General features: G+C 58.1%; 19 protein-coding genes and 1 pseudogene. 9 read left to right on the plus strand and 11 right to left on the minus strand.

Going from position 1 to position 19724, the window contains the following annotated elements:
• Positions 1 to 68: 68 nt before the first annotated feature.
• Positions 69 to 296, minus strand: coding sequence for a hypothetical protein (locus ACPOL_RS24830; RefSeq protein ID WP_150133127.1), 228 nt, complete (start codon positions 294 to 296; stop codon positions 69 to 71).
• Positions 297 to 610: 314 nt separating this feature from the next.
• Between ACPOL_RS24830 and ACPOL_RS24835 the strand changes: the two genes are divergently transcribed.
• The 3 genes from ACPOL_RS24835 to ACPOL_RS36540 all read left to right on the plus strand — a co-directional run bounded on the left by ACPOL_RS24835 (position 611) and on the right by ACPOL_RS36540 (position 2546).
• A complete protein-coding gene (locus ACPOL_RS24835; RefSeq protein WP_114209435.1) occupies positions 611 to 1462 on the plus strand; it encodes a DUF2076 domain-containing protein in 852 nt (283 codons plus the stop codon).
• Positions 1463 to 2230: 768 nt separating this feature from the next.
• Positions 2231 to 2428, plus strand: coding sequence for an SDR family oxidoreductase (locus tag ACPOL_RS36535; RefSeq protein ID WP_114209437.1), 198 nt, complete (start codon positions 2231 to 2233; stop codon positions 2426 to 2428).
• Positions 2343 to 2546: a replication protein RepA gene (locus tag ACPOL_RS36540; RefSeq protein ID WP_414633318.1), complete on the plus strand. Its 204-nt coding sequence runs from the start codon at positions 2343 to 2345 to the stop codon at positions 2544 to 2546. The genes ACPOL_RS36535 and ACPOL_RS36540 overlap by 86 nt, the downstream gene beginning before the upstream one ends.
• On the opposite strand, the pseudogene ACPOL_RS24850 reads toward ACPOL_RS36540, so the two are convergent.
• Positions 2489 to 2710 (minus strand): annotated as a pseudogene (locus ACPOL_RS24850) (recombinase family protein); the annotation flags it as partial. The gene ACPOL_RS36540 and the pseudogene ACPOL_RS24850 overlap by 58 nt on opposite strands.
• 872 nt (positions 2711 to 3582) lie before the next feature.
• Here ACPOL_RS24850 and ACPOL_RS24860 point away from each other — a divergent pair.
• Positions 3583 to 4002, plus strand: coding sequence for a hypothetical protein (locus ACPOL_RS24860; RefSeq protein WP_114209440.1), 420 nt, complete (start codon positions 3583 to 3585; stop codon positions 4000 to 4002).
• Between the two features lie 31 nt (positions 4003 to 4033).
• Positions 4034 to 4237, plus strand: a complete 204-nt coding sequence (locus ACPOL_RS24865) for a hypothetical protein (RefSeq protein WP_114209441.1) — start codon at positions 4034 to 4036, stop codon at positions 4235 to 4237.
• A 179-nt stretch (positions 4238 to 4416) separates the two neighbouring features.
• Here ACPOL_RS24865 and ACPOL_RS36545 read toward each other — a convergent pair whose 3' ends face one another.
• Together ACPOL_RS36545 and ACPOL_RS24875 are read right to left on the minus strand one after the other, a co-directional pair.
• Positions 4417 to 4749 (minus strand): carboxypeptidase-like regulatory domain-containing protein, encoded by a 333-nt coding sequence (locus tag ACPOL_RS36545; RefSeq protein ID WP_114209442.1) that lies wholly within the window; start codon positions 4747 to 4749, stop codon positions 4417 to 4419.
• A gap of 164 nt (positions 4750 to 4913) precedes the next feature.
• On the minus strand, positions 4914 to 5819 hold the full coding sequence (locus tag ACPOL_RS24875) for a hypothetical protein (protein ID WP_114209443.1): 906 nt from the start codon (positions 5817 to 5819) through the stop codon (positions 4914 to 4916).
• 196 nt (positions 5820 to 6015) lie between these two features.
• Between ACPOL_RS24875 and ACPOL_RS24880 the strand changes: the two genes are divergently transcribed.
• On the plus strand, positions 6016 to 6462 hold the full coding sequence (locus ACPOL_RS24880; protein WP_114209444.1) for a bactofilin family protein: 447 nt from the start codon (positions 6016 to 6018) through the stop codon (positions 6460 to 6462).
• Between the two features lie 155 nt (positions 6463 to 6617).
• On the plus strand, positions 6618 to 7286 hold the full coding sequence (locus ACPOL_RS24885) for a class I SAM-dependent methyltransferase (RefSeq protein ID WP_236657006.1): 669 nt from the start codon (positions 6618 to 6620) through the stop codon (positions 7284 to 7286).
• Here ACPOL_RS24885 and ACPOL_RS24890 read toward each other — a convergent pair.
• Positions 7276 to 8409, minus strand: coding sequence for an SPL family radical SAM protein (locus tag ACPOL_RS24890; RefSeq protein WP_114209445.1), 1134 nt, complete (start codon positions 8407 to 8409; stop codon positions 7276 to 7278). The two genes, ACPOL_RS24885 and ACPOL_RS24890, sit on opposite strands and share 11 nt — an antisense overlap.
• A 138-nt stretch (positions 8410 to 8547) precedes the next feature.
• Between ACPOL_RS24890 and ACPOL_RS24895 the strand changes: the two genes are divergently transcribed.
• The gene (locus ACPOL_RS24895; protein WP_114209446.1) at positions 8548 to 9846 is read left to right on the plus strand and encodes a glycosyltransferase; all 1299 of its coding nucleotides are present in this window, start codon (positions 8548 to 8550) and stop codon (positions 9844 to 9846) included.
• Positions 9847 to 9916: 70 nt separating this feature from the next.
• On the opposite strand, the gene ACPOL_RS24900 is transcribed toward ACPOL_RS24895, so the two are convergent.
• On the minus strand, positions 9917 to 11344 hold the full coding sequence (locus ACPOL_RS24900; protein ID WP_414633319.1) for a cytochrome P450: 1428 nt from the start codon (positions 11342 to 11344) through the stop codon (positions 9917 to 9919).
• 193 nt (positions 11345 to 11537) lie between these two features.
• Between ACPOL_RS24900 and ACPOL_RS24905 the strand changes: the two genes are divergently transcribed.
• Positions 11538 to 13565, plus strand: a complete 2028-nt coding sequence (locus ACPOL_RS24905) for a DUF1800 domain-containing protein (RefSeq protein WP_236657007.1) — start codon at positions 11538 to 11540, stop codon at positions 13563 to 13565.
• A gap of 61 nt (positions 13566 to 13626) precedes the next feature.
• On the opposite strand, the gene ACPOL_RS24910 is transcribed toward ACPOL_RS24905, so the two are convergent.
• From ACPOL_RS24910 to ACPOL_RS24930, 5 genes are all read right to left on the minus strand, one after another.
• A complete protein-coding gene (locus tag ACPOL_RS24910) occupies positions 13627 to 14385 on the minus strand; it encodes a PIG-L deacetylase family protein (RefSeq protein ID WP_114209447.1) in 759 nt (252 codons plus the stop codon).
• 98 nt (positions 14386 to 14483) lie between these two features.
• Positions 14484 to 16817, minus strand: coding sequence for an LPS export ABC transporter permease LptG (lptG, locus tag ACPOL_RS24915; RefSeq protein WP_114209448.1), 2334 nt, complete (start codon positions 16815 to 16817; stop codon positions 14484 to 14486).
• A 43-nt stretch (positions 16818 to 16860) separates the two neighbouring features.
• The gene (locus ACPOL_RS24920) at positions 16861 to 17211 is read right to left on the minus strand and encodes a metal-sensitive transcriptional regulator (RefSeq protein ID WP_114209449.1); all 351 of its coding nucleotides are present in this window, start codon (positions 17209 to 17211) and stop codon (positions 16861 to 16863) included.
• Positions 17208 to 19511, minus strand: coding sequence for a heavy metal translocating P-type ATPase (locus tag ACPOL_RS24925; protein WP_114209450.1), 2304 nt, complete (start codon positions 19509 to 19511; stop codon positions 17208 to 17210). Before ACPOL_RS24925 ends, ACPOL_RS24920 begins: the two co-directional genes overlap by 4 nt.
• 2 nt (positions 19512 to 19513) lie before the next feature.
• Positions 19514 to 19711 (minus strand): heavy-metal-associated domain-containing protein, encoded by a 198-nt coding sequence (locus ACPOL_RS24930; RefSeq protein WP_236657008.1) that lies wholly within the window; start codon positions 19709 to 19711, stop codon positions 19514 to 19516.
• Between the last annotated feature and the right edge of the window lie 13 nt (positions 19712 to 19724).

Consider the following 19724-nt stretch of genomic DNA (forward strand, 5'->3'; position numbering starts at 1 on the left):
TGCCAACGTGGCGGACCGCATCGGTTGAAGATCAAAGCTGAGCAGGATCAAGAGGCGCCGTATCTCTCCTAAGAACGACTCCGAAGATACTCAAATAGAAGGTAGCCAACCATCGCCGCTATCAATGCGATCTCGAAATTGGAAGCCGTGAAAACATCCTTGAGCGCCCAAGCTAAGCCCTTCGCCTGCCCCATGCCAGAGCGTTCGAACTCACCCATCAGTAGGTTGGAATAAAACAGAAAGACGATGAAGGCTATTTCAATCACGGCTCGCCAAATGCTTTTCTTCATCGCCACATGCTTCTCTTCATCTTGGAGTAGAGTAGACCACCTGTCTCCGCAATGAAAAAGGGACCGGCGAGCGAGTTCGTCGCTTTGTCTTATGCCGGGAAGGGGAGAAAGGCGGAGGACGGAACCTTAACTCTACCCTCTACGTATACGGCTTGTTCGGGAATCAAAGTGCGAGTGCATCGGTTTATGGATAGCCCGTGGCTCGAAATACGCGGCTCGAAAGTAGATCCGCACATGCCCTAGGGTGATTGCGCAAAGCGGTCCCCGCATCTAATTGAAGGATCTGGGTTCTTAAGTGTGAAGCAGAAGGAGTGATAGCAATGACGCCGCAGGAAAGCTCGATGTTGAATGACCTGGTTCGCAAAATCCAGCAGACACAATTGCCCGAAAAAGATGAGGAAGCGGAAAGATTTTTGCAGCAGAGCCTGGGAAGCAGTCCCGACGCGCTCTATATTCTTGCCCAAACGGTGCTGGTGCAAAACTTCGCGCTCGATCGCGCTAAAGCTCAGGTACAGCAGTTGCAGCAGCAGCTTCAGGATGCGCAAGCGCACCCGCAGCCAGCCCAATCTCACAGTTTCCTGGGGAGCCTGTTAGGGCGGCACGATCCTGCTCCTGCTCCACCACTACCACAGCGAGCCCAGACGCCTCCGCAATACTACCCTCCGGCGCCTTCCTACGCACCAGATTATGCGGCTGCACCGCCCGCCGCCGCACCTTCCGGAGGCGGATCCAGCTTCCTGCGATCGGCAGCAACTACCGCTGCGGGCGTTGCTGCTGGGGCTCTGGCGTTTGAGGGAGTCGAGTCGTTGATGCATGGTTTTGGTCACGGCGGCGGAGGCGGCTTTGGCGAGCCCGGCTTTGGCGGGGGCGGCGGCTTCGGCGGAGGCGGCTTCGATGGGCCTCGAGAAGAGACGATCGTCAACAACTACTATGAGGATCCTAACCAGAACCTTGGCGGCATGCAGGAGCATCACGAGCATGAAGCTTCCTTCGACGAGCGGCCCGGGGACGATGGTCGAGGCGCGCAACTCCAGGATGCCAGTTATACGGATCCGCAGGGAATCGACACGCTGGATGATGACCAGACGACCGGCGGACTCGATGACAGCTCCAGCTTCGATGATTCCGGGAGCTTTGATGACGGCGGCGGCGACGACTCAAGCCTCGTGTAATTCCTAAACGGGCGAACTCGAAGGCTGACCTTGATTGCGCGGCGTGGGTGCTTCCAACAGGATGCCTCCACGTCGCGCGCCATTGTCTGATCCTGGGCCGGGTCGGCGGGCACCCGATCAGCTCGACGCCTCCCTGAGACTAAGAATTGCGGCTAAGCAGAAGTTTGCGAAAAACAGGAAGTGGATACACACGTGGAAGAGGTTTGGGCGAAGGTGTCTACGCGTTCAGGCAGGATGTACGAGTTCCCACATACATGGCTAAGTACTCCCTCCTTTGTTTTGCAGGCGCACCCCGCAAATAAGGGATGTACCACATGCCTACTGCCGACAGCATCGCGACTGCGCAGTAGATGAACCAGTAATTTAAGACATATCCCGGCTTGGGACGATTCCAGAAGCGGATCGCAAAGCCTGCGGCGATTCCGGGAAAACACGGCGTTCACGAGCGTCGCGAGCCAGACCTTCCGTTTCCCGATCTGTGCCTGTACCTGAGAGCCGTAGATCCAGCCTGGAACATCGATCAGATCATGATTGACGATGATCAGGAATTTGCAAAAGTAAGAAGACACGTAAAAAAAGCGGCCATATTCGATTTCCTCCACTGCGCGCTGATACCTGCTCCGGCAATAAAGCGAACCTCTCCGTAATCTTCCCGTTCGTCGATCCCCTCCATAAACTCGTTGGCGAAATCTCGGCGGCAGTCAGAAACGAGACGCTGGATAATGCACAAACGTGTACACAAATCCTGCTTGATTTGCTTTTGACACGATGCGCGTATCAGCCCTGCTCCTAGCGTGCGATGTGACGGACACTCAGACGCTCAGGCAAATGATTGCTAAGACCTCCGCCGACCTCGGAAAGATAACAATCCTGGTCAACAATGCTGCAGAGCTGTATCGGGCTGGGCGAAAGACCGTTTCAGGAGATTATCGACCACCCTGTACCGCTCGATATGCGCATCCTTAAAGCGATGCGGCGGTCATCTCTCGGTCTTGATGTGTACATGTGGCTTTGCCGGTTGAGCTTGGCGATCACTAGAGTCCCGCGGCTGGTGCGGCACCGGGCAAGGGCGGCGGTGAGCTGAGGCTGGTTAGTGTGATTCTTTCCGCTCTCGATCTCCTGGAACTCGCCCAGCAGAGAAGCGCCCTGGATGAACCGCGCCACGGCAGTGCGCTGCGCGTCCAGTGCAAGGCCGCTCTCACCCTGCCGGTCGGTCGAAACGCGACAGTAGGCGACGAACTCCGGCATCTGTCTGCGTTTGTAACGGACGTTCAGTGCTGACAGAACTGGCCGTCAGCTACTGCTTTGGTGGTGTCAGAGAGTACAGATGATCACCCTCTTACGTTTAGGCGAAATCAAGCTCCATACGTCTCATTGATTTCTCATCCTTCGCTAGATACGACGGCTATAGACGTGCTTACCCTCTACACAGAGGATCATAATGTATAAAGTGCTTCGCGCTTTCACCGTATCTACGGTGATGATTGGCTGTAACTATTTTGCGCAGACTGGCCATGCGCAGTCGACACAAGCTCCTTCTGCAATCTACGAAGGGGGAGCAACACCTTAGTTCTTTCGTGGTGCAACCTGCCAGAGCCAATTCTGACGAGACTGCTGTAGTAGAACAGCCGGCAATCAGCCATCCCCAACCTGAAGGTTCGGCACCTCCCCTTACGAGTGTGTTAACGTACAGCACTTGATCAGACGACCTCAACAGCGACATTGGTGCGCGAGTACACTGTAAACCGGTCTGCAACAAACAATCTGTATCCAACAACCGACTACAAGGTTCTTGAAGTAGTCAGTGTTTATGGCTATGGATCGCAGCCAATTGCCAAGCCTGGAGGATCAAGTGGGTCTGTGATTCCGGCAGGTGCACTATTTTAACGGATAGCCTGTGTGGTTCAAGCTATACGATCTGCACCAACGGAAAGACGATCACGGGCTATCAGTATTGGTATGACATCACAAGCTTGCTCGCTGCTGGCGGTGCTCGCACATTTAATCTTCAGTCAACTGGGACCAACAATCCAGGTACGACACTCTCCTCCAGCATCCTTATTCAGCAATAAGGTCGCACCTACAGCACTGCGCTGAGCGCAAGCATCAAAGGAGTCTCAATGAACATTGCAGGCATAAGCAATGCGAGCGTACTGAGCGACCTCTACGCATCAGGGACGATCGGAAACACCAAAGCGAGCAGCCCCTTGGATGGCGATGGAGCTACCGTCTCTGAGATCCGTGACAAGGTAGACGGACTTGCCACCAGTGGAAAACTCACAACTCTCCAGCAAGTAGCTCTCATAGCCTCAGGGTTCCAGGACCTGAACGCCAACGATCCGAGCTATCAACCGACAGGCCAGACAGGTTACACCCGAGCCACCTCCGGAAATATCGATTTCACCGGCACGTTACAGAGTATTGGTGATTTCGATGCCGCACATGGAGACCTAACCGATGCGGCAAAATTCACCGGTCTTGCTGACCTCTTCAAACAGGACAGCGTTTCTAGCTCTAACAGCTTGGATGTAAAAGGCTAAAGGAAGTAGCCGTCGTCGAGGCTGTGGGTTTGTGGGACGCGAGGCGGTATCCGCGTTCCAGGCGCTTGCGCGTCAAATCCATGGCCTTGCCTCGGGCGTGGTCGGTACCTACTACTTCTTCCAGAGGGATGTCCGCAGGATCGACGGCAGGCTGGACGCGATTCAGCAGCAGATGACCCCGGCGATTTCGGTTCCAGCGCCGAGTGTTCCAGGCGCGGGAAAGAAGCACCGGTAGTCGCCGGAGACCACGTCAGTTGTCTGGTAAGCTAAGTAGCGCATTCCTGAGTAGAACGACAGTTGCGCCCCCTCCTGTGTTGAATAGCTCACCAAAGAGCTTCGTCGCGCAGCTCTTTGGCCGGCGGTGATGGCGTCGGCTTGAAGTCCACGGTTGTGACCGGCTTGCCGGCAAGCAACTTAACGCCCTGGATACCATCCGGCGCGCCCCATATTGAAATATTCGGCGAAGTAGCCAGGGTGAAAAGCCAGTAGCAGGTACTGGCCTGCGGGAAGGGATGAAAAGACGTAAGCTCCGGAAGCATCACTCTGAGCGACCAGGTGCAGCGTTTTTTGAGTATTCAGGAGGGATACCGCCGTTCCCTGGACGGGGTGACCGGTGTCCGTGAGAAGACGGCCCGAGATTGAACCAGCCTGCCGACCTAAATTCGATGATTGAAAAGCTAAAGCAGGAGATAAGAGGGCGAAAGAACAGAGCAAGGCTGCAACCCGAATGGAGCAGAGTCTCTTCACCGGCCTTCCATGGAATTTTACCTACCCTTTAGGCGAGATTTTTCGCTGACGTCTAATCAGCATACGGATGTCTTCCACTTCAGACCTTGGCGACAGTCTTCACTTGTGATACCAGGCAACTCCGGTCAGGGCGAACTCCAGAGCTGCCTCCTAGCAAGCGTCGATTATTTTTTGATTGCCGTACCCTGAGCGACTTGAGCGCCGATACTATCCGACTCCAACATATGAACAGCATCCTGGTAGCTCATGTTGACTGGGACTGGCTCGAAGTCGGTCGAGGTTTCGGTGGTCTGGAAGCTGAGTGGCTTGACCATCAGGGCGATTCCGGTGAGATTCAGCTTCAACAGCGTAGCTTCCCAATGACGGTGGCCGACGTCCTTCTGCTCGATGCTGAGGCTGCCGCCTTTATAGAGCTTGCCAAGGATGCCCCAGCCGAAATTCACGTCGGCAATGAGGTGGGCATCGAGTTTGACGATCCGTTCCTGAGCTTGGTCGAGCCAGAGTTCCCCCTCCATGCCGTGATAAACCTCGGCTTCGCGGTCGGGCGGATTGAAGTTTGGATTCGGTTTGAAACTGAGGCGATGCGCCGGCCCGTTGGGTCCTGGAACGGTTCCAAGATAGGTATAGAGAAACGCGTCTGGCAGCAGCTTGGTCATCTCATCGGCGCGTCCGCTGTCTTCCTGTTCACGTTTGTGGCGGTGCTCTTGTATCTCAGGATGCGCGAGCAGGTTATTCAATCGATCGAGCTCAGCCTGGTTCTCCTGCGGGGTGAGCGGCTTGTCGTTCTTGGCAATAAGCCGGGCTACGTCTCCGTCCTTAGTTTCGACGATCTCCTTGGTCGTGACGCCCTTCTCGTCCTGCTTCCGCAGCTTGTACCGGACTGGGTAGGGCGGAGACGACGGACGGAGCTCATTCTGTGACGCGCGGCGAACGAGCGCGGCTGGGTCGCTTGACGCGGCGTTGGGCGCCGACGGCTGAGCAGAGAGAAAAGCGGCAGAGTCTGAAAGCATGGCCACGACGGCAAAGGCGCTCGCCGCCAGGAGCTGCCGGCGCACTCGAGCGTTGATCATTGTCATATCTCTCCAGACGTTCCAATAGGGGGGAATGTCACTCCCGCCCCATTGCATGATTGTAGTGGGATTTTAATGGGAATATGGGGCTCCCTACTCTGCCAATGCTTCCGGTTGGGCTTGCGGTGGCCTTTGGTCCTTGCGTATAGTTCGGGGATAACTCCGCGTACATCGAAAGCGGTCAGAGGAGAACGACATGAGTCCTACGGAGAGCAGTGCTGCGTCGATCGGCAAGTCGGTCGAGATTCGTGGCGAGGTGAAGGGCAGCGAAGACCTGATCGTCGATGGCCATGTAGAAGGAACAATCACCCTGATCGACAGCAAACTGACGGTGGGGCCCACGGCGCGCGTGGATGCCGATGTCTCCGCCCGCGACATTGTCATTCTCGGTACTCTGAACGGCAACGTGACCGCCACGGTCCGCGTCGATCTGAGAAAAGGGGGGAATCTGACTGGCGATGTTCGAGCAGCCCGGATTTCGATTGAAGACGGTTCTTTGTTCTCCGGCAAGGTAGACTTATCTCAGCAACAAGCTGCTGCTCCGACGACGTCGGCGAAGAGCGTAGCGTCAGCGGCAACAGCAGTGTCAGCGACGCCGCAGACTGCTTCTGGAGGTCTTTTCACTTCAGGGTCGAAAGCCTAAATCAAGTGCCCGAATTGAATTTTTTAGCCGGACATAGACTCCGTAGGCTTTGTTTTTCATAGAGAAAACCTGACAAGACCGCTTCGTGTGCCAATAAGCAGACTTCTCTGGCGCGACGCGAAGCCGGCAGCGGCATTTCAGCGAGGGATAGTCACGTGGCCTTCAAGGCATGGCGCAATATCTTCAACAGGGCATCCACCGGCGACTCGCCAGAAGAGCGTGTCACGCTGGTGGGTCCGCGTATCCCGAGGCATTCGACTGGCTGGTCGGCGATGCTTAAGTACCTGCGGGACGAAGAGTCGCTGCGAGTCCTCGATATTGGGCCGACATCATCATCGAGCATTAACTTCCTGACCGGCCTCGGTCACAGCGTATGCATGGCAGATATCCTCACCGAAGCCAACCGCAGCGACTGGCAAAATCCGGCTAGCGAAGACGACGTCAGCATAGAGGCGGATGCAGAGACTTTTCTCAACCAGCATCTAGATTTCAACGGACGCCTCTTTGATGTAGTGCTGCTATGGACGACCCTCGACTATCTTCCCGAAGCCCTACTAGCCCCAATCGTCCGTCGCCTTTATGCGAGTCTTAAGCCTGGAGGCCGCATCCTCGCTTTCTTTCACACGAAGACGACTGGCGCAGCCACTGCTTTTTATCGTTACCACCTCACCGATGGCGATGTCGTCGAGATGCAGGAGGCGGAACGCCATCCGGTACGCCAGGTGCATACAAACCGCAAGATCGAAAAGCTTTTCTCCGATTACGAAGGCTGCAAGTTCTTCCTCGCGAAGGACAATGTGTACGAGGTGATCGTTACGAGGTAGAGGAGCCGCCGTTAGGACCACTGGATCTTACGGAGAACGGTGTCGTGGTTCTGAGTGGCGGCTTCTTCTCCACCCATAGCGTCGTCTGCCCGCAGGGACTCGAGGGTGGCTCCCTCCCGACATCTCTGGTCAGTAGAGCATCAGAGCTCCGCGATGCTAGGCCATGCTTCCGAGTGACTTCATCTACCAGCGCCTCCATCCGTTTCCGGTAAGCATCAGCAACAAAATCTCGCCCATCGAAGCGGAAACGGTAGAGCGATTCGAGGGCAGGGAAGTGCTTCCGCACAAACGCCAGATAGGTCTCGCGGGAACACGGCTTGAGAAAGAGCGGCTGAGCGGCAAAGAAGCTGGCCCCGGCATCCTTAGCCCGGCTCGCCATCGAGTCGATGGCCTCAAGGCTGTCGGTAATGCCGGGCAGCAATGGGGAGCAGAGAATGCCAGTACGGAGGCCTGCCTGACGCAGCCTGGCTACCGTGCGCAAGCGAAGATCAGGGCGTGGAGCGCGAGGCTCCAGAATACGCGCCAGCTTCGCGTCCGGAGTGGTGATGGTTAGGTGAATTACCAGTTCGTTATGCTCTGCGATCCTCTCGAACAGATCGATGTCTCGGGTGATCAGCGTCGACTTGGTGACGATGCCGATCCGAAGCCGGCGTCGCTGTGCAAAAACCTCCAGCAGACTGCGTGTGACCTTCGCCTTCCGCTCCACGGGCTGGTAGGGATCGGTCGCCGTTCCGATGGCGATCTCCTCCCCTCCTCGAAGCTGGCGGAGTTCCTGTTGCAGCAGCCAGGCCGCATTCTGCTTCACAAAGATCTTCTGCTCGAAATCTTCCGGCTGACGGAGCTCCATGTACTCATGGGTGTAGCGCGCGTAGCAATAACGACAGGCAAATTCGCAACCACGATAGGGGTTGATGCTTTTCGAGAACGAGAGGCGACGGCGCGAGACGGAATTATTCAGGATCGATCGAACTTTGAGACTACGAAATTCAACTTCGTGCCCATGGTCGACCTTGGAACTCGAAGCCGCCAATCTGGCGATCCCCTTAGGGCTCAATCGGCAGTCTGCGGCCGGTTGGTCGAGGATCGGGAATAGAGAAGGGGAAGCTATTAGGGTGTTCGCCATTTGTTCGCCTTTATGCAAACCATAGTCCCGTGTAACCCTGCGGTCAAGTGATAAATTGCCGCTATCTTTCCAATCTCAGGACAGGCGTTTAGCGCCCTTCCTCCAAAGACGCTGCCGGATCGCCGATACTGGGAGAAGATGCCTAACGGCTCCAAGCGAATCGTCCTGGCGACCATCGGATCCCTGGGTGACCTGCATCCCTGCCTCGCGCTTGCGCTCGCGCTGCGGGAGCGCGGCCACCGGCCTTTGATTGCAAGCACTGAGGCTTACCGATCGAAGGTGGAAGCTCTAGGGCTGCAGTTCCATGTCATTCGGCCGGACATTGCGGTTCGCGACCCGGCCCTGATGGGTCCACTGATGGACATGCGTAGAGGCCCCGAGGTACTGCTTCGAAGACTTATTCTGCCTGTGATTCGAGACACATACGAGGACCTCATCGAGGCAGTCACGGGAGCCGATCTGTTGATTGCCGGGGAAATTGTCTTCGCTGCTCCCTTGGTGGCCGAGAAGCTCCGGATGCGGTGGGTTTCCGCCATTCTCTCGCCTTTCTCCTTTTTCTCGTCCCTGGATCCTCCGGTATTTCCGCTAGCCCCGTCACTCGATCTTCTCTACCGCGCAAGTCCCCTGGTGCACAAGGCTTTGTTGAAGACGGCCCAGCTCGCGACGCTTTCCTGGTGGAAGCCGGTGCGGAAGCTGCGCCGCGAGCTTGGCCTTCGTCCAGGACGCAATCCGATCTTTTATGACAAGTTTTCGCCGAACCTGACGCTCGCGCTGTTCTCGTCGGAGATCGCTCGTCCGCAGGACGACTGGCCGCCTAACACCATCCAGCCTGGCTATGTCTATTACGACGACGCCGAGGCGCAGAGTGGGCTTCCTGCTGAGCTGTCCGCTTTTCTTGATGCCGGCCGACCGCCGATCGTGTTTACGCTGGGTTCGTCGGCTGTCCACGAACCACGCGGCTTCTTTGAAGAGAGCGCCGCAGCGGCCGCGATCGTGAAGAGGCGCGCCGTGTTCCTGATTGCCGATAACCCACCACCCCCGAGAGCTTCTTCGGAGATGATTGCGGTTCCTTACGCGTCGTTCTCGAATCTCTTCCCGCATGCTGCCGCCATCGTGCACCAAGGCGGCAGCGGCACGACTGCCCAGGCCCTACGAGCCGGACGACCATCCCTGATCATGCCTTGCGGCTTCGATCAACCGGACAACGCCGCACGAGTGCAGAGGATGGGAGCCGGGCTGACCTTGTCGAGGAACCGCTATACCGCCAGCAATGCAGCGAAGGTTCTCGAAAAATTGTTAGATGATCCGCAATATTCGAGCAAAGCGGAGCAGATCGGCGACCGGTTACGAGCAGAGAACGGTATCGGCCACGCCTGCGACGCGATCGAAGCACTGTTCATGAGAGATGCCGCAATCGAAAGCAACCCTTCTAACTGAAGGTTCACTCCGAAGCGACAACCTCCCGCCGCATCTGAAGCCGGCTTTCCTAGCGCCTTTCCAAGCTTTTCTAGCGCCTTTCCAAAACCAGCGGAACCCCGTGCTTCGGACGCAGACTGATCAACGGACTCATCGGCAGTTCTTCCGGCAGGCCTGGTGCCGGACGCACTCGCCAGTTGCGGAGAATCGTGGCGAGTACAAAGACCCCTTCCATCCATGCCAGTCCTTCGCCGATGCATTGGCGGGAACCGGCCCCAAACGGGTAATAGGCGAACTTTGGCCGGACGGGCCGGCCCTCTGACGATCGGTTCTCCTCGGCAAAACGCCGCGGGTCGAACTTTTCCGGATTTGGCCAGAAACGCGGGTCGCGTTGCACAACTATCTGCGGAGCAATGAAGATCGCGCCAGCCGGCATGGTGAACCCGCGAAAGTCGTAAGGCTCGGGGCCGCAGCTGCGTCCGATCACCCAGACTGGCGGGTAGAGGCGCATCGTCTCCGCGAACGCCATGTAGGTGTAGCGAAGCCGCGGGAAATCATCCGCGACTGGTGCGCGAGCACCGAGAACCCGGACCGCCTCTTGGTGCACCTCTTCCTGCGCTTCGGGATGTTTGGCGAGCATCCACAGGGCGAAACTCAGGCCGTTAGCGGTCGTCTCATGCCCCGCCAACATCACCGTGAGGCATTCGTCACGAACCTGCTTGTCAGTCATGTGCGCCGCTGGTTTTTGAGCCGCGGGGCTATCCTGGAGCGCTTCGGGGTTCTCCTCAACGTCGGTCGCCTCGAGCAGCATGGAGAGCAGGTCGCCGCGATCGCCCGGGGACTTGCGCCGCTCGGCGATCATGCCGTAGATGATGGCATCCAGATCGACGCCGCCCTTACGGATCTTCTCCATAGGCCCGAAGGGGAGCTTCTCGATCTGCTTGGAGAAGGGCAGAAAGACAAGCGGCAGAAAGCCCATGAAGGCGTCAACTGCGGCAGCGATTTTCTTGACTTCGGCTTGTGCGTCGGTATCGAAGAGGCACTTGCCGACGATGCGTAGAGCAAGCAATAGCATCTCCGGATGGAGGTCGAGCGGACCGGGCTGCCAACGGTCGATCATCTCCGCAGAGTACTGCGAGATGACCTCGCCATAGGCGGCGATCCGCTGGCGGTGAAAGGCTGGAGCGGCCATGCGGCGCTGGCGCATATGCAGAGGTTCTTCGCTGGTCAGCAGGCCATCGCCAAGAATGAAGCGCGATCGCTGCATGACGATTCCCCGGCGGTTGCGCGGTTCGTCATTGACAAGTAATTCCTGGATCAACTCGGGATGATTAAACTGAAAGATCTTGCGATTGCCGGCGCCGTAGTGCACCAGGTCGCCGTAACGCTTTGCGTTGTCCGTCAGAAAGTCGATGGTGCTCTGCCTAAACATCTTGCCGCTCAGCAACCGCGGCAGGAAAGGAGGGCCGGGCGGATTCCGCGATCCAGGTCTCGTGCGAATGTCGGGTTCAGTGTTCACTGGCTTTATAGTAAGCTGCGGCGAAGCGGGCGAATTGATGGGGTGAACGGGGCGGAATTCGTTCTCACCTCCGTGTGATCCAAGCTCGTTCACTCATCTGCCTCGCAGAGCGCACGATGATCGTGTGTATCGTCTGCAACTTCAACCCGCAACATCCTGCCGTAAATACTGTTCATAGGGATGAAGGGAGCCGATGATGCGCTGGAGCCGAGTGTCTTCGTTGTCCTGGCTGCTGGCGGTGCTCCCGCTATCTTCCGGCGCCTCCGCGCAACTGACTGCGAAGAGACCGCAACATCACCTGCCCGCGGCCACTGTCGAAGCTCCATTGACGCAGCGCGAAAAGGCCGCGCAGTTGCTGAATCGATGCACATTCGGCCCTAGGCCCGGCGATATCACAGCTGTCATGAAGCTGGGGCCGGACGCCTGGTTTGAGCAACAGCTGAATCCCGAGACTGTGCCCGACGCGGTCCTGGAGAAGCGGCTGGAGGATTATCCGGCTTTAAAGCTGACACCCTCGCAAACCGCAATTGACTTTCCGAGGAACCAGGTCTTTCGCAAGATTTTGGAGGGAAAAGAGACTTACCCTCAGGATCCGGCCCTGGCGAGCGTCTACCAGGTGCTAGAGACAAAGTATGCGCACGAACAGCAGGTCCGCAAAGAAGAACAGGACAACCAGCAGACTCCCGAGCAGCAAGAGGCACAGAAGGCAGCCCAGAAGAAGCAGGACCAGGCCACCGCTCTGGTGGTTTCCGAGCAGATTCTCGGTATGCCTAAGGCGCAGCGCATGGCAGCGATCTTCAAGCTTCCGGTTGAGCAGCGGATCGTGCTCGCTGGCAGTACCCCCGATCCACAGAAAAAAATGCTGATCGCGGACTTCAATCCGCATGAGCGGGAGATCTTCGCGGCGATGGGCGGCGGTCCGGATGCTGCGCATGTCGTTCAGAGCGAGCTTCAACAAGCGAAGGCACTTCGCGCTATCTTGAGTGAACGCCAGCTGCAAGAGGTGATGACCGATTTCTGGTTCAACCACTTCAATGTATTTCTGAATAAGGACAGCGATGCGCTTTATACCCCCGCTTACGAACGAGACACCATTCGCCCGCATGCTTTAGGCAAGTTTCGGGACTTGCTGACGGCTACCGCAAAAGACCCTGCAATGCTCGTCTATCTGGATAACTGGTTGAGCATCGGCCCAGACTCAAAGGCGGCCGAGAATCGCCAGGCCAACCAGAAGAACGCACAGAGAGGCCTCAACGAGAATTATGGCCGCGAACTCATGGAGTTGCATACCGTGGGAGTGAGTGGCGGCTACACCCAGGCCGACGTCACCAACCTGGCGAAGATCCTCACGGGATGGACGGTCGACCGGCCTGACCAAGGCGGCGGGTTTCTCTTTGAGCCGCGCAAACATGAGCCCGGAGACAAGCAATGGTTTCGGCAGAAGGTCGCCTTTCAGGCCGGACCGAACGGTGTGGCGGAGGGGGAGGCGGCGTTGAACTGGCTGGCATCCCAGTCGCAGACGGCCCACTTCATCAGCTTCAAATTAGCCCAGCGGTTCGTGGCCGATGAGCCGCCGCCGGCGCTGGTCGACCGGATGGCAAAATCCTTCCTCTCCTCTGACGGCGACATCCGGGAGGTGTTGAGAACTATGGAGCGTTCGCCCGAGTTCTTTGCGCGCAAGTATTACCGCGTCAAGGTGAAAACGCCACTCGAGTTTGTAGCCTCGGCCTTCCGCGCAACCGAGACCAACCCGGCAAATCCCGCCGCCGTCGTGAACGTGCTCAAGACGATGGGCGAGCCGCTTTATCAGATGCAGCCGCCGACAGGCTACCCGATGACCGCCGACCATTGGATGAACTCCGCAGCGCTGGTTGACCGGCTGAATCTCTCGCTCACCCTGACAGGCGGTAAGCTGGGAAACACACCTTTCGACGCCACGCATCTGCTTGCCACCGGATTGCTCGCCCGGGAGGTTGAGCCGGTGAAGTCTCCAGTCCGCCGCATTTCGGTAGAAGCGGGGGAGCCGGTCAGCGGACGCGAAGAAGCACTAGCCTTGCTCGAACAGATGGTCATCGGCGGCGCGGTTTCGGCCAAGACAAACGCTGTGATCCTGAAGCAAATCGCGGAGGACCAGGCCAGTCCGTCCCCGGCGGATTCGACGCAGGTGCTGAACACGATCGCTGCCCTGATTCTAGGCTCGCCGGAGTTTCAGCTGAAGTAGATGGGCGGCAGGAAGCCTATGATACGCAGTTCGCCGATTCGGTTGACGACCGCAACCGCCATTAATCCTCAATGACGCCTTGGAACATGGCTACGTCGGCTCCCGCCTCTTGGAGACCACGGGCGGCGACCAGAAGATAATATTCGAGGTTGGCGGTCGCCTCCCATGCCTTACGCGCTTTGTCGAGCAAGATCGCCTGGCTGGTGTGCTTGCGGAATGCTTCGTACTTCTTCTCTGCGTGGTTCCCAAGATGAAGTGTTAGAGAATAGGGCGTGCGGCTCGTGTTCGCCTTGGCCACCTCATCCTGAACCAACAAGAACGGAGTTGCCGAGTAATAGAGCTTCTGCGGCCAATAGGGCTGCATGCCGCGATCGATCTGTTCCGGAAAAGCGGAGGGCCGCCCCGCCCAGTGAAACGCGGTGGTGGCGGCGAGCGAGACTACGGTGTGATCGCGATGCAGATTGACGCCGCCTTCGCCACCGAATGTAAGGACGACCTGCGGCCTCCACTGCCGAATACGCTCGACCAGCACACCGATCAGCTCCGTAGGATCATGCCTGGCCAGCTTCCCATCGGGATAATGGAGCACCTCGCCGCGGCTGACTCCGAGGATTTCACCGGCGGCGGCGAATTCGTCGCGGCGCATCTGCGCCAGTTCCTCTCCGCTTGAGGCGTCGCCGCGATTTGAGGCCGCCTGGCCCTCGGTGAGACAAATCACTGTCGTCTCGACACCGGCTGCATGGGCCAAGAGCAATGCTCCGCCAAAAGCGCCGCACTCATCATCCGGATGAGCGGTCATGCACATCAGTCGATAGGCCAATAGCTCTCCCTCAAAAAGAACAGGATACGCGAACGGGCAAACTGGGCACCAACCGAATCGTACGAAGCTAAGCGGAGGTGCAACTGTGATACTCCTACTCAGGTCGGGGTCTTCAGCAGGAGGTAGCTCCCAACTAAACCGAAGAGGACGTCGGGCGACCAGGCAGCAAGGATCGCCGGCAGCATATTCACGTTCCCCATCGCTTCAAACATGGCCGCGGTCACCCAGTAGGTAACCGCCAGACCGATGGCGGCGGCGATTCCCGCCAGCGAGCCGCGCCTCCCCATCGAGAGGGCAAACGGAATCGCGAGCACGGCCATGACCAGGGTGATCAACGGATAAGCTAGTTTGCGATTGAGTTGAACGAGCAGCGGCATCGTGTCGAAACCGCTTTGGCTGAGATCGCGTATGTAGCGCCGCAACTGCACGAAGCTCATCTCCTGAGACTGCAGACTCTCCTTCTTGAAGTACTGCGGCTGCTCAGGAATCTCAGGAAAGGTGCTGACTTCAAAAGGCGCGTAGGTCTTGATTGAATCTCCACTAAAGGTCCGGACCCACCCGCTTTCGAAGATCCATTGCTGCACCGCCGGCTCCCAGTGGGCGGTCGCTGCAAAGATGCGCCGGGAGAGTGTAAACGTCGCAGGATCCAGCTCGAAGACGGTGACATTGGCGAAGCGGTCATGGTCGGGATCGAAGAACTGGTAGTAGAAAATTCGATCAGGCCGCCCAGCTTCCTGCTTCCCGAACATCCACTTCTGATCGGGACGGAAAAAGGTCTGCGCCGGCTTCCCCTTAATGACGCTGCGTAAGGCTTCCTGGCGGCGATTGGCGGAGGGAACATAGAGTTCATCGAAGGCAAAGAGGGAACTGGCGACTAGCAGAGAAATCACCAGCACCGGAAGGGCAACCCTGTAGAGGCTGATGCCTGTCGCTTTCATCGCCGTGAGTTCGTTGGTGCGGTGCATGGTGCCGAAGGTCACGAGGACTGCCAGCAATACGCTTAGTGGCGTAATCGTGTAGATCATGCTCGGGGTCAGGTTGATCAGGTATTCCCCGACGGTCACGAACGGCGTCTTATTGCGGATGATGTCGCCAATCAATTCAAAGAAGGTGAAAACCAACAGCAGCATCACGAAGGTGACCAGCACCAGGCCGAGAGTCGTCAGGAATTCGCGCAGGATGTAGTCGTCCAGGATGAGAGGAAATCTTCCTCGCCCCTGACGTTTGACCCGGGCCACGGCGGGAGATCGCTGCGCTGGTGCTTCGAATTTAGCGAACCACGTTTTTACCCAGGAGGAGATCGTTCCGAAATATGCCAGCGCCGCGTTGCCGGTGGCTATCTGGCGAAGCAGAAAGACTCCGCAAATGCCGAAGACGGCATTCGAAAGCCAGACTCCCGCGAATGGCGGAACCTTTCCTTGGCGTGCCAGCGCCACGCCGATGATGGACAAAAAATAGTAAACGAAGACCAATAGGATGGTCAGCACGAAGCCCGCGCTCTTGCCGCCACGCCTGGAGGCCATGCCCAGCGGCACGCCCACCAGCATAAGAACGAGGCAGGCGGCGGGATAAGAGAGCCGCTTATTGAATTCAATCAGCGCCGCCTTCCCGTCGACACTGTTCGGCGAATTTCTGGCTCGGGCGATCAATTCACTACTCGAAAGCGCAAGGATGGGGGCATCGCTTCTGCCCAACCGGGTATCGTCCTTGTCGCTGAGAGGCAAAGGTAGATCGGTCACGCCAAAGGTGGAGATGTTGTATTGGTTCGGTTGGCTGGCGCTGGTTTCGTGCTCAACGCCATTGCGCAGCCTCATGCGCAAAGTAGCGTCAGTGTCATTGACAACCGTGGCTTGTTCCGCACTGATGATTTGCGGAGAGGAAGGATCGGTGAGATTGGCGAGGAAGATATTCTGCCAGTTGGATGCTCCCGTTCCGGCTCGTACATTCTGCACATAGAGGACGTAATCTTTAAAGTCTTCATAGAACACCCGCGGCTGGATCTCGAAGGATGCCTGCGAGGTGAGCAGCGAAGCTTTGAGCCGAAGCAGCGCTGCCGATGCCCGCGGCGCGAAATAGAGCGAGTTCGCCATGCCCACCAGCCAGCCAAGAACCGCAACGACCAGCACAATGCGTACAAAGCTCAACACGCCAATGCCGGAGGCGCGCATGGCGGTAATTTCACTATCGGCCGCCAGTCTCCCCAGACCCAACAGGATTCCGACCAGCACTGCCATCGGAATGGTCACCGTGAAGGTGTTGGGCAGGGTGAACAGGAAGATCTTGAGCACGCTGACCAGCGAAGAACTGTTGTGCACGACCAGCGCCAGGATCCCACCGAGATCCCGCATGAACAGAATAAAAGTGAAGAGCGCCCCGCCAATCAGTGCGTGCGAGAAGACTTCCCTCAAGATGTAGCGGCTGAGAATGCGCATGGACGAACCTGTCTTGAGTTTACAACTCTATCCGCGGCAGGATTTATCGCGCATGGCGATAGACCAGGTCGAGCAGCTCGTCGTACATGGCATCGGCATCGGGTGATCCCTTCCGGATCGCATCAGCAGCGCAATGCTGTAGATGGTTGCGCATGAGTTGACGGCTGGCGCCACGCAGTGCTTCCTGGACGGAGGAGATCTGAAGCAAAATATCGGCGCAATAGCGCTCCGACTCGACCATATTCCTGAGGCCCCGAACCTGGCCCTCGATGCGCGCGAGGCGAGCAAGCACGGAGGCCTTAATTTCAGGATCCACGGCGGCGGCCTTGCGCTCGCCGGCGCAGAGACAGCTTACCTCGAGAGTCTCCGCTGTCGCTGGTTTGGGAATTTTCATCGTGGAACGAACCTCCGTAAACGAAGACTATTACCAAGAACGCTGATCGAACTTAAAGCCATTGCGGCGCTGGCGATTGCCGGGCTGAGCAGGATGCCGAGCACGGGATAGAGAGCCCCGGCCGCGATTGGGATCCCCAGGATGTTGTAGCCGATCGCCCACCCGAGATTGGCGCGCATTGTCTTCACGGTTGCCCTCGCCAGATCGACAGCGGTCACGATCGACATTGGCTCACCGCGGAGCAGGACCGCATCCCCGGCTTCCCGAGCCAGATCGGTACCCGTTCCCATGGCGATGCCAGCGTCGGCCTGGGCCAGAGCAGCGGCATCGTTGATGCCGTCCCCTACCATCGCGACTTTTCGTCCCGACGCTTGCAAACCGCGGATGTGTTCCAATTTTTGTGCAGGCAGCAGTCCGGCATACACCTGAACAATGCCAGTTTGTCTGGCGATGGATTGGGCGACTTCCGGATTGTCTCCAGTGAGCATGATGGTGTGCAGGCCGCGAGCCTTGAGTGCCTTGACGGCGCTGGCTGCTCCTGGGCGGATTTCATCCTGAGCGGTGAGGTAGCCGTGGAAGCGGCCATCGATCGCAATCAGAAGAACGCTGCCCTGGTGCGGTTGCAGCGATGTTTCTGAAGTAGAGATGCCAAGCTGCGCCATCAATGCCGCGTTGCCGGCAGCGACCCGATGGCCCTCAACCACACCGGTAATCCCCATGCCGGGAACGGCCTTTGAGTCGACGCTCGGCTTGAGCTTCAATCCGCTTTCTTCCGCTTTTTCGAGGACGGCGCGCGCGAGTGGATGTTCGGAACGCTGCTCGAGCGATGCAGCCAGCAGCAGTAACTCTTCGCTGCTGGTATCCGCGGTGGGATAGATGCCATGAATTCGCGGCTTTCCTATCGTGAGCGTTCCCGTTTTATCCAGCAGAACGGTGTCGACACCAGCCAGGCGCTCCACTGCTTCGCCACTCTTGAACAGAATCCCAAGCTGCGCGCCGCGGCCGATCGCAACGGTCAGCGCCGCAGGCACCGCGAGCCCCATCGCACAGGGACAAGCGATTACCAGGACAGTGACCGCGGCGGCGAAGGCGTAGCTCGGATTCGCACGATCAAGGATCAGCCAGCCAACGAGCGTCAGCAGCGCGATTCCCAGCACCGCGGGAACAAAGACGGCGCTGACCTGATCAGCAAGCTTCTGGGTTGGGGCACGTGATGACTGCGCGTCCTGCATTAAGCGGAGCATCTGACCGAGAATGCTGCTGTTCCCAAGCGACGTTGCCCGGTATTCCAGTGCACCGTCAAAGTTGAGCGAGCCCCCGATGAGGCGGTCGCCGGGTCCGCGAGGTACAGGGATCGACTCGCCGGTCACCAGCGATTCGTCGACATTGCTGGTGCCCGAGAGCACGACGCCATCAACCGGGACGCGTTCACCTGGACGCAAGACGACGGTGTCGTCTGGTTGTACCGAGGCGACGGGAATTTCCACTTCACGACCCTGTTGCAGGACGCGCGCGGTCTGCGGTTGCAAACGGGAGAAGGCCTTGAGCGCCTCCTGCGTGCGATCCTTGGCGCGAGCCTCGAGCCACCGTCCAAGCATCAGGAATGCCAGGATAAACAGCACCGACTCGTAATAAACATCCGGACGGAGGCGGTGGGTCACAAACAGAGAAGGCGCGAGGGTCGCCAACGCCGAATACAGCAGTGCGGAGATCGTTCCCAGCGCCACCAGCGTATTCATGTTCGTGGCGCGGTGGAGGAGCGCTTTCCATGCAGGCTTGTAGACCTCGCCTGCCGCGAGCGACATACCGGCGAGCGTCATCGCGAGCAACGTCCATCCGAGTGCCTGGGCCGGAATTCGATAGAGGATGGGCAGCGCTGCCATCAATAGCCGCGAAACAGGACCAGGGTTTGCCGCCATGCCGTTCATCAGGGGCATGGAGAGCAGCATGGCCAGAGCCGCCAGGACAAGCGTCGACAGTGCTTGAAGACGCAGCTTGCCTTCGGCGGCTTCCGGGTGCACGTGCGATGCAGGTGTAGCGTCGTCTGCAGGTAACGATGACTCGTAGCCGGAACTCTTAACTGCCTCAACGAGCTGCAAAGGAGAAGCGATCTTCTGGTCGAAGACGATTCGCGCGGAGTGCGTCATCAGGTTGACCTCCGCCTCACCAACTCCCGGGGTTTGCCGTAAGGCACGTTCCACGTGGGACTGGCACGCAGCGCACGACATGCCCAGGACGGGGATGGTGATCGTCGCCTGCGCCGCAGTCTCTGACGCCTTCGTCGCTTCCAGGCCGGACACGTTCAGCTCTCCTGGTGAGCGGCGAATCCGCCCGCGCTCAAGGCAGCGATAAGCGCGTCTGAGCTGGAACCTTCCGGTAACTTCACTCGCGCTGCCCCGAGCCGCACCTCTTCCACTTCGGCTCCTGGAACTCTCTGCAGCGACTGGGTCACCCGGCGAATGCAAGCACCGCAATGCATGCCGTCAATGCGCAGTATCATCTCCAAAATAGCT

Origin of the sequence: Acidisarcina polymorpha, from assembly GCF_003330725.1 — a bacterium.
In the GTDB taxonomy this organism is placed as follows: Bacteria; Acidobacteriota; Terriglobia; order Terriglobales; family Acidobacteriaceae; genus Acidisarcina; species Acidisarcina polymorpha.